Source organism: Arcobacter sp. s6 (assembly GCF_040884245.1).
Lineage (GTDB): Bacteria > Campylobacterota > Campylobacteria > Campylobacterales > Arcobacteraceae > Aliarcobacter.
Genome location: NZ_JBEVTN010000027.1, coordinates 1 through 8,842, shown reverse-complemented (window position 1 = coordinate 8,842; position 8,842 = coordinate 1). Strand labels below are relative to the sequence as shown.

General features: G+C 25.8%; 10 protein-coding genes and 1 pseudogene. 8 read left to right on the top strand and 3 right to left on the bottom strand.

From position 1 onward, the window contains the following. Positions 1–148 precede the first annotated feature (148 nt). From ABVS04_RS14685 to ABVS04_RS14660, 6 genes are all read left to right on the top strand, one after another. The gene (locus ABVS04_RS14685) at positions 149–355 is read left to right on the top strand and encodes an SHOCT domain-containing protein (RefSeq protein WP_368031529.1); all 207 of its coding nucleotides are present in this window, start codon (positions 149–151) and stop codon (positions 353–355) included. 2 nt (positions 356–357) lie between these two features. Then, on the top strand, positions 358–786 hold the full coding sequence (locus ABVS04_RS14680) for a DUF411 domain-containing protein (RefSeq protein WP_368031528.1): 429 nt from the start codon (positions 358–360) through the stop codon (positions 784–786). Positions 787–815: 29 nt separating this feature from the next. Continuing rightward, on the top strand, positions 816–1,478 hold the full coding sequence (locus ABVS04_RS14675; protein ID WP_368031527.1) for a response regulator transcription factor: 663 nt from the start codon (positions 816–818) through the stop codon (positions 1,476–1,478). Between the two features lie 124 nt (positions 1,479–1,602). Next, the gene (locus ABVS04_RS14670; RefSeq protein ID WP_368031526.1) at positions 1,603–2,034 is read left to right on the top strand and encodes a disulfide bond formation protein B; all 432 of its coding nucleotides are present in this window, start codon (positions 1,603–1,605) and stop codon (positions 2,032–2,034) included. Next, complete coding sequence (locus tag ABVS04_RS14665; protein ID WP_368031525.1) at positions 2,024–2,698, top strand: DsbA family protein; 675 nt, start codon at positions 2,024–2,026, stop codon at positions 2,696–2,698. Before ABVS04_RS14670 ends, ABVS04_RS14665 begins: the two co-directional genes overlap by 11 nt. Before the next feature lie 8 nt (positions 2,699–2,706). Continuing rightward, positions 2,707–3,255, top strand: a complete 549-nt coding sequence (locus ABVS04_RS14660) for a TlpA family protein disulfide reductase (protein WP_368031524.1) — start codon at positions 2,707–2,709, stop codon at positions 3,253–3,255. A gap of 652 nt (positions 3,256–3,907) precedes the next feature. Here the strand turns inward: ABVS04_RS14660 and ABVS04_RS14655 are convergent. After that, positions 3,908–4,050, bottom strand: a pseudogene (locus tag ABVS04_RS14655) (transposase); the annotation flags it as partial. 106 nt (positions 4,051–4,156) lie between these two features. Between ABVS04_RS14655 and tnpA the strand changes: the two are divergent. Continuing rightward, the gene (tnpA, locus tag ABVS04_RS14650; protein WP_368031523.1) at positions 4,157–4,603 is read left to right on the top strand and encodes an IS200/IS605 family transposase; all 447 of its coding nucleotides are present in this window, start codon (positions 4,157–4,159) and stop codon (positions 4,601–4,603) included. Between the two features lie 112 nt (positions 4,604–4,715). Here tnpA and ABVS04_RS14645 read toward each other — a convergent pair whose 3' ends face one another. Both ABVS04_RS14645 and ABVS04_RS14640 read right to left on the bottom strand, forming a co-directional pair. Beyond that, on the bottom strand, positions 4,716–6,806 hold the full coding sequence (locus ABVS04_RS14645; protein ID WP_368031521.1) for a heavy metal translocating P-type ATPase: 2,091 nt from the start codon (positions 6,804–6,806) through the stop codon (positions 4,716–4,718). Between the two features lie 2 nt (positions 6,807–6,808). Next, entirely contained in the window at positions 6,809–7,150 is a 342-nt protein-coding gene (locus tag ABVS04_RS14640) for an ArsR/SmtB family transcription factor (RefSeq protein ID WP_368031520.1), read from the bottom strand. Positions 7,151–8,218: 1,068 nt separating this feature from the next. On the opposite strand from ABVS04_RS14640, the gene ABVS04_RS14635 reads away from it, so the two are divergent. Then, positions 8,219–8,773 (top strand): recombinase family protein, encoded by a 555-nt coding sequence (locus ABVS04_RS14635; protein WP_368031519.1) that lies wholly within the window; start codon positions 8,219–8,221, stop codon positions 8,771–8,773. Positions 8,774–8,842: the final 69 nt, after the last annotated feature.

Here is an 8,842-nt window from a genome sequence, read left to right as displayed (position 1 = left end):
ATATCATCTTCAAGTAAGAGTATCTTCATTAAAATCCTTTGAAGAATTTTAGCATAAAGAAGATTTATTATATCTTCTTTTTTTGACATTAAATTCTCCTCACATACTCCACATTCCTTTGATAAGATTAAGAAAAAAAGGATTTAAAATGTTTGATTTTATGAATATGAATATGACACTATTTCATGGTTTTTCAATGTTTATTTTTTGGGCGATATTTTTTTATTTAATATTTTCAATAGATAAAAAAGAGAAATCATCAGTAATAGATATTTTAAAAAAACGATTAGCAAAAGGTGAAATATCTCAAGAACAATTTGAATCAATAAAAGCTACATTAAAAGAAGGAAATTAAATATGAAGAAAACAATTTTATTTTTAGCACTAATAACAAGTTCAGTTTTTGCAATGGAAGGTAAAACTATGACAGTTTACAAATCACCTTCTTGTGGTTGTTGTGCTAAATGGATTGATATTATGAAAAGCAAAGGCTTTGAAGTAAAAACTATTGAAACCAATGAAGTTAATACTATAAAACAAAAGGCTGGACTGCAGGCTGGACAAACATCATGTCATACAGCATTTGTTGATGGATATGTAGTTGAAGGGCATGTTGATTATAGTGCAGTTAAAAAAATGCTTGTTGAAAAACCCAACATTATAGGAATTACTGTTCCTGGTATGCCTGTTGGAAGTCCTGGTATGGAGCAAGGAAATACTAAACAAGCATATGATGTATTATATGTAAATAAAGATGGTTCTACAGGTGTGTACGAATCTCACTAAAAAATAAATTTTGATTGGATATTAATAAAATGAAAATACTTTTACTTGAAGATGATGTGATTTTAAATGAAATAATTGAAGAGTTTTTATTAACTTTAGATTATGAAGTAACAAGTGTTTTTGATGGGAATATTGCCGAAGAACTAATATATGAAGAAGATTTTGACCTTCTTTTATTTGATGTAAATGTTCCAAATATTACAGGGTTTGAATTGTTAAAGAATATTCGTCAAAATAATATTAATATTCCAACAATATTTATCACATCTAGAAATACTTCTGAAGACGTAAAAATAGGATTTAATTCAGGATGTGATGATTATATTAAAAAACCATTTGATTTAAGTGAATTACAACTTAGAATTGAAAATATAAAAAAATTACGACAAATTGAAAGTTATGGACAAGTAAGAATTGATGAAGACACTTCGTATAATTATGAAAGGAAAATTATTTTTAGAAATAATAAAGAATTTAATTTATCAAAAATTGAATCAAAAATTTTAGAATATTTTATAAAAAATAAAAATAAAACGCTTTCAATAGACCAAATATCAGTAAATAATTGGCTTTATGATGAAGTTCCCGAGGCTACGACAATAAGAACTTATATTAAAAATCTAAGAAAAAAACTTAATGATAAAACTATAACAACACTAAAAGGAATTGGGTATAGATTTAATATTTCTTAGAAATATTTTTTATATAACAAATATTTATTATTAAAATATTTTAATTATGAGTTAAATATGTAATATTAATAATTCATTAATTTTAATAAGCTAAACTCTGCTAATATTTAAATAAAGGCATTTGATGAACCTTAACATGAGAATTAATTCTAAAATCATTTTTTTATGTTTTTTAGTTGCAAGTAGTGCTACCTTAGGTAGTTTATTTTTTAGTGATATTATGGGATTTGTTCCATGTAATATGTGCTGGTATCAAAGGATATTCATATATCCTCTTTCTATATTATTTTTAATAAATTTACTCTATCCTGATGATAATGTATATAAATATACCTTTCCAATAGTAGTAATTGGATTGCTTTTTGCTATTTATCATAACCTTTTAATGTTAGATATAATCCCAGAATCAATGGTTCCATGTAGTAGTGGTATACCATGTTCCACTGAATATATCAATTGGTTTGGGTTTATAACTATCCCCTCTCTATCATTTATAGCATACCTTATGCTTTTTTTACTATTAGTACTTGGAAAGGAGAAACAACATGACAAATAAAAAAAACAATAATACAGTAATGCAGAATAAAACTATAATTATAATTTCTATTATGGTTTTAATTGGAATATTTTTTGGTATGAAATACACTTATAATCAATCAGAAAATAACAAAACAGTTGCTCTATCAGAAAATCAATCAGTATTATTTAAAAGAGATACGTCTTTTACAATTGGTCCTGATAATGCAAAGGTACAGTTAGTAGAATATTTTGACCCGGCTTGTGAAACTTGTTCCCAATTTCATCCATACATAAAAGATATTTTGGAAAAGAATAAAGGTAAAATTCAATTAGTTCTTCGATATGCTCCACTTCATAAAGATTCTGATAAGGTTGTTGTTATTTTAGAAGCTGCTAAAAAACAAGATATGTTTTTAGAAGCTTTAGAAGCATCTTTTAAAACACAACAAAATTGGGCTGGACATAATGGACATAATCTGAATAATCTTTGGGAAAATATCTCAAGTTTAGGACTTGATATGGATAAATTATTAAAAGATATGAAAGACCCTGAAGTAATGAATGTAGTAAGACAAGATATTGAAGATGGTAAAAAATTAGGTGCTACAAAAACACCTTCATATTATGTAAATGGGAAACCACTTCAAGAATTTGGACTCCAAAATCTAAAAGATTTAATTCAATCTGAGATGGATAAATAAGGAAGAATATGAAAACTATATTAATAATGATTGTATCAATTTTTTTGAGTTTATTTTTCTCTGCTTGTGATTCAAAGGTAAGTAAAGCACAAGTTATTGAAAAGAGTGTAGAATCAGTTGATCCAAAAAAGTTCACTCTGACAACGACTAAAGGAGAAATAATTACATTAACTGTTAATTCTCAAACTATTGCTTCAAAAGAATTAGAAAATAAAATAGTTTTAGTCAACTTCTGGGCTCCTTGGTGTGAACCATGTAAGAAAGAAATGCCAAGTTTTGTAGAACTTCAAGAGAAATATAAAAATAATTTTATTATTCTTGGTGTTTTGTTTGATAAAAATATATCGAAAGAAGAATTGACTGATTTTATGAAAAAATATAATATGAATTTCCCTGTAACTGTTGGAGAAGAAAACTTTACATTAGCAAAAGCATTTGATGATGTGAAAATGATACCAGAATCTTTTCTTTATACAAAAGATGGAATATTTATAGAAAAATTTGTTGGCGAAATTAGTAAAGAAAAACTTGAGAAATATATAAAAGATAATTTATAGTACTTATAGAAATAATATGTTATCTTTATTACAGTTTGTTTATTGATAATTCTCATTGTAAAACTGTATATGAAGATTAAATAAAGTTTAAAATTCTATTTTAAACTTTATTTAAAAGTACTCTAATGCTAGGAAATAACATATATTAATGTTATTAAATTTATATTATATAGATTATAGGAATAACTCTATAGAGTAGATGTCAGTAAATAATTTAATGTAGATAAATGCTATTAATTTAGCTTTTTTTACTCTAAATATAATGATAATAATGTTCTTTCAAGACATTATTTTATTACTATTTTATACTCGTTAAAAAACCGTTATAAATTATGTGTTAAATCATCTAATATAACAAATATTTATTTGTTACAACTCTAATAATTATCTAGTCTCCCTTCGGAAAATATAACAACTTATAAGATTGTTAGACTCTAATTATGAACTGATTCTATAATATTAGTAATGTGCATTATTTTTCTAATTGTAGTTGGATATTTCTTATCCTTATTTTATTTAGTTAAAAAGTTCATCTTTTGCTAGTTTTTTTATAGGATTAGCTTGTATATTTTAATGTTGCATGATAAACTAATTTTAAATCTTCTTAAATTCTTTTGGTTTCACTTCGTTCCCTATCACAAGCTAATGTGTTTACATACTTCAATAAATTACGTATTTGATAATTGGTACTTCAGTTTGAGGAAATATTGTTTTAATTGTTTCAGGAAAGCCCTTGAGACCATCAACAGAAACAATACGAATATTTTCTGATCCTTTATTATTTAAATCACTTAGAAATAAAAGGCAGAAATCTTGAATTTGAATGTCATATCAACTATAATTTATTCTAAGAAAAGGTTAATACCCCGACCCTTGGGTCGAAAAAAGATATAATTAGTTCATGAAAAGTGAACATATATATAAAAGCCATAATAAAACACTTCTTTTGTACCACTTGGTATTTCCAGCAAAATATAGGAAAAAAGTATTTGATGAAATAGTAGATATTACATTAAAAGAAATATGTGAAGAGATAAGCTGTAGATATGAGATAAATTTTATAGAAATAGGGAATGATGAAGATCATGTGCATTTTCTAGTACAAAGTGTACCAATATTAAGTCTGACAAAAATAGTAACAATAATAAAAAGTATAACAGCAAGAGAGATATTCAAGAGACACCCAGAAATAAAAAAAGAGTTGTGGGGAGGATCGTTGTGGACAAGTGGGTTTTATGGGAATACCGTAGGACAATACGCAAATGAAGAAATAATAAGAAAATATGTAAAGAATCAAGGGAAAGCATATAATAAGATATATCAAGGACAGTTGAATATGAATATGTGATTTGAATACCTCGCTTTTAGCATCATCGTCAAGATGGCTAAAAGTTTTACGCGTTAAGCGTGAAAGGGCTTGCCCCGAGGATCTTTATTTAATAGTTGATATGTATAGATATTTACTCTACCTTATCTTTTATAGTATTTAAAATTCTCATAGAATTAAAAATAGCAAGTAAAGCTACTCCAACATCTGCAAAAATAGCTTCTTTCATACCAATTATTGCTCCTGCACCAAGAACAAGAAACCCAACCTTAACTATCATAATAAAAACAATATTTTGATAAACAATTACTTTAGTTTTTTTAGCAATTTTTATAGCATCAACTATTGATTGTATATTGTCGTTTAAAAGAATAATATCAGCAGATTTTACGGCTAAATCACTTCCCATTCCACCCATTGCAAAACTAACATCAGCATTTGCCAAAGTAGGAGCGTCATTGATTCCATCGCCTACAAATGCAGTTACTTGATTAGTCTCTTTTTTTATTTGTTCAAAATAAGTTAATTTTTCTTGTGGTAAAAGTTCATATTTTATTACATCTATTCCTAATGTATTACCAACATTTAAAGCAACCTCTTTTTTATCTCCTGTTAACATATAAGTTTTAGAAATATCTAGTTTTTTAAGTTCAGAAATAACATCTTTTGCTTCAATTTTAATAATATCATTTACCACAATATATCCAGCAAATTTACTATCAACAGCTATAAAAACTGCACTTAATTTTTCTTCTATATCATTAATTTGTAAATTAAATTTTGCAAGAAGTTTTTTATTTCCTATTAAAATTTCTTTATTATCAATAGTTGCCGTAATACCCAAACCACTTAACTCTTCATGTTTTGTTATAAGCTTTGAATCAATAGCTTTTCCAAATGCTTTTATAATTGACTTTCCAATAGGATGAGTTGAAAAGCTTTCTGCATATGCAGCATATTTCAAAAGTTCATCTTTACTTAGGTCTTTACTTTGAATATCTGTAACTTCAAAAACACCATATGTAAGAGTTCCTGTTTTATCAAATACCATATTTCTAATTTCTGTTAATTTTTCAATATAATTTGCACCTTTTACCAATACACCTCTTTTTGAAATTGCTCCAATCGCACTAAAAAATGATAAAGGAACAGAAACTACAAGTGCGCAAGGACAAGAAATAACTAAGAAAATAAGTGCTCTTTCAAACCAATCTTTAAATAAAGCATTATCAATTAATAAAGGTGGTATTACTGCTAAAAATATAGCTAAAACAACTACAATTGGAGTGTAAACTGCTGCAAATTTAGTTATAAACTTTTCAGCTCTTGCTTTTGTCGAAGATGCATTATTTATAAGTTCAATAATCTTTGCAACAGTTGAATCTTTATATAAAGAAGTTGCTTTTACATACGAAGCATTTGAAGTATTAATAAATCCACTTAAAATTTGTTCACTCTCAAGTATTGTTTTCGGTTTAAATTCTCCCGTAATCGCACTTGTATCAAATGAACAACTTTTTGAGATAAGAACACCATCAACAGGAACTTTTTCTCCTACCTTAATTAAAATAATATCATCAAGTTTAACATCTTCAGGTACTTTCTGAACAATACTTTCACCTTCTTTTACATTTGCAAATTCAGGTTTAATATCAAGTAATGCATTAATATTATCTCTTGAATTATTAACAGCAACTGATTGAAACATTTCACCTATTTGGTAAAAGATCATAACAGATATACCTTCCACAAAATCATTTAAAGTAAATGCACCAATTGTTGCAATACTCATTAAAAAATGTTCATCAAAAACTTTTCCATGAATTAAGTTTTTGATAGCTTTGTATACAACATCCCAACCAACTAAAAAATATGCTATTAAATATAAAATTATTTGAAATTCTTTGTTAATTACATAGTTGTAAGATATATAAGTTAAAATAATAGAAATAATTGTGATTAATAAAAGTTTTTTATTTAAAAGTTCCCAAAAAGTTTTTTGTATTTTTTCTTCATCTTTTATAATAACTACATCTTTTTCAATTTTCTGAATCTCTTTTTCAATTTTTTCTAATACATCATAATTTACATTTTTTTCAAAACTTAAAGTTGAAGTTGAGAAATTCAAACTTACATTGCTCAATTCATCTAATTCATTTAATTTTTTTTCAATCTTTAAAGCACAATTTGCACAATCAAGATTCTGAAGTTTTACACTTTTCATAATTATCCTTTTATGATATGTTCTAATCCCATATCATATATTTTTTTAATATGTTCATCATCTAACGAATAAAATATTTGCTTTCCAACTCTTCTTGGTTTTACAATTTTTGAATTTTTTAAAATTCTTAGTTGATGAGATACCGCCGATTGACTAACATTTATAAGTTCACTAATAGCACCCACGCATAACTCTTCTTCTTTTAATACAGCAATTATTTTTATTCTTGTTGTATCTGCAAAAGCTTTAAAAAGTTCTGCAACATCATATAAAGTTTCATCACAAATTAAAATTTTCTTTACTTTTTCTACTTCTTTGGTATGGTCACAACACTGTATAGACATAGCTTTACCTTTATTAATAATATATGAACATATAATCATATGATGTTTATTATTAAAATTACTTTAATGATAAAACGAAAACAACATTAAAAGAAATTGGATATAGATTTAATATTAGTTAGAGGTATTCTAAGCTTTATTTTTTCAAAATTTATTTATGATTTTATGAATATTTAATCATTTGTTTTCCGACACCAAGTAATTTTGTCATATTTTAAATTTTAAAAAATATACGAAAATTAAGAAATATATTTTTTGTTTAATGTCGGAAATTATAAAATTAGTTTTCGTATGAATATTTTTATCTTCTAGAATTAAATTGTATTAATCTTAGTTACCGTTTACTTATATCCTTGTCAAAACCTCTTACTTTTGGAACACGAAATATTCATATTAGTTTTCCCTGTTCCACAAAGTGTTCAAAAAATAAAAACTACAAAGTTCCACAAATCTAAAGGGATTGTGGAACAAAAAAGTGAGCTTTTAAATCATATACGCACATAATGTGCAACCTTTACATATATTGATTGTTTTGTCTAAATTAAATTCAAACTCTCTCAAAAAAGAGTCATTTATATAGTATTATTTTAAATATTATTTAAATGAGGAGATAAAATGAAACTAGATTCAGTAGATTTATTATTCTTTTCTTTTTTTTAAAAAATCTAACCGATGAAGACAATGCAAAATTTAGTGAAGATAAGCTTGAAGAGTATCTTGATTTTGATATTGACTTAGATGAACATATAAATAAACAATATATAAAACTTAGAATACTTTCTGAAAAAGCAAAATCATCAATTTTATTTATGGATGATACAGATAAATTAACTGGCAAAAAATTAGAAATTGCAAAAGAACTTTTAAGAAATTCAAAGAACTTTATTATTACTGCAACTGATGAACATACTATTAATAAAACCATTATAGGATACTAGTTATAAAACATCTGTTTTCCGACACCCTCTCAAAAACTTCAAAATTCACTCAAAAAACACCAAATAAATATACGACAAACACTATCGGATTGTGATATAATACGGAAACAATATTAAAGGGGTTTTCCGTATGCTAGTAGGATATATAAGAGTTTCAACTGATGATCAAAATCTAAATTTACAAAAAGATGCATTAATAAAATATGGGATAGACCAAAGAAATATATTTTCAGATAAAACTTCTGGTTCAAAAGATAAAAGAGTGGGTCTTGATAAAGCAATTGAATTTTTAAAAGATGGTGATACTTTAGTTGTTTGGAAATTAGATAGATTAGGTAGAAGCTTAGCTCATCTAATAAGTATAATTACTTCTTTAAAAAATAGAAATATATCTTTTATATCTATTACTGAAGGTATGGATACAACAACTGCATCAGGAGAACTATTCTTTCATATATTTGGAGCTTTAGCTCAATTTGAAAGATCTTTAATTCAAGAAAGAGTAAAAGCTGGCCTTGAATCTGCTAATCAAAGAGGAATCACCGGTGGAAGACCAAGAGCAATTAATGATGAAAAAATAATTGCAATAAAAAAAGCACTTGATGATGGAATGAGTAAAGCTGCAATCTGTAGAACATTTGGTGTAAAAAGAAGTACTTTGATTGATAGCTTGAATAGAATATAGGTTTCACCTTTAAGTATTTGATAATTTAAAAATAGTTATTATTTCATTTCGATTAATGAAATGAACTTA

Coding starts and splice junctions, on each gene's coding strand:
- ABVS04_RS14685 (WP_368031529.1), top strand. CDS start 149: ATGTTTGATTTTATGAATATGAATATGACACTATTTCATGGTTTTTCA.
- ABVS04_RS14680 (WP_368031528.1), top strand. CDS start 358: ATGAAGAAAACAATTTTATTTTTAGCACTAATAACAAGTTCAGTTTTT.
- ABVS04_RS14675 (WP_368031527.1), top strand. CDS start 816: ATGAAAATACTTTTACTTGAAGATGATGTGATTTTAAATGAAATAATT.
- ABVS04_RS14670 (WP_368031526.1), top strand. CDS start 1,603: ATGAACCTTAACATGAGAATTAATTCTAAAATCATTTTTTTATGTTTT.
- ABVS04_RS14665 (WP_368031525.1), top strand. CDS start 2,024: ATGACAAATAAAAAAAACAATAATACAGTAATGCAGAATAAAACTATA.
- ABVS04_RS14660 (WP_368031524.1), top strand. CDS start 2,707: ATGAAAACTATATTAATAATGATTGTATCAATTTTTTTGAGTTTATTT.
- tnpA (WP_368031523.1), top strand. CDS start 4,157: ATGAAAAGTGAACATATATATAAAAGCCATAATAAAACACTTCTTTTG.
- ABVS04_RS14645 (WP_368031521.1), bottom strand. CDS start 6,806: ATGAAAAGTGTAAAACTTCAGAATCTTGATTGTGCAAATTGTGCTTTA.
- ABVS04_RS14640 (WP_368031520.1), bottom strand. CDS start 7,150: ATGTCTATACAGTGTTGTGACCATACCAAAGAAGTAGAAAAAGTAAAG.
- ABVS04_RS14635 (WP_368031519.1), top strand. CDS start 8,219: ATGCTAGTAGGATATATAAGAGTTTCAACTGATGATCAAAATCTAAAT.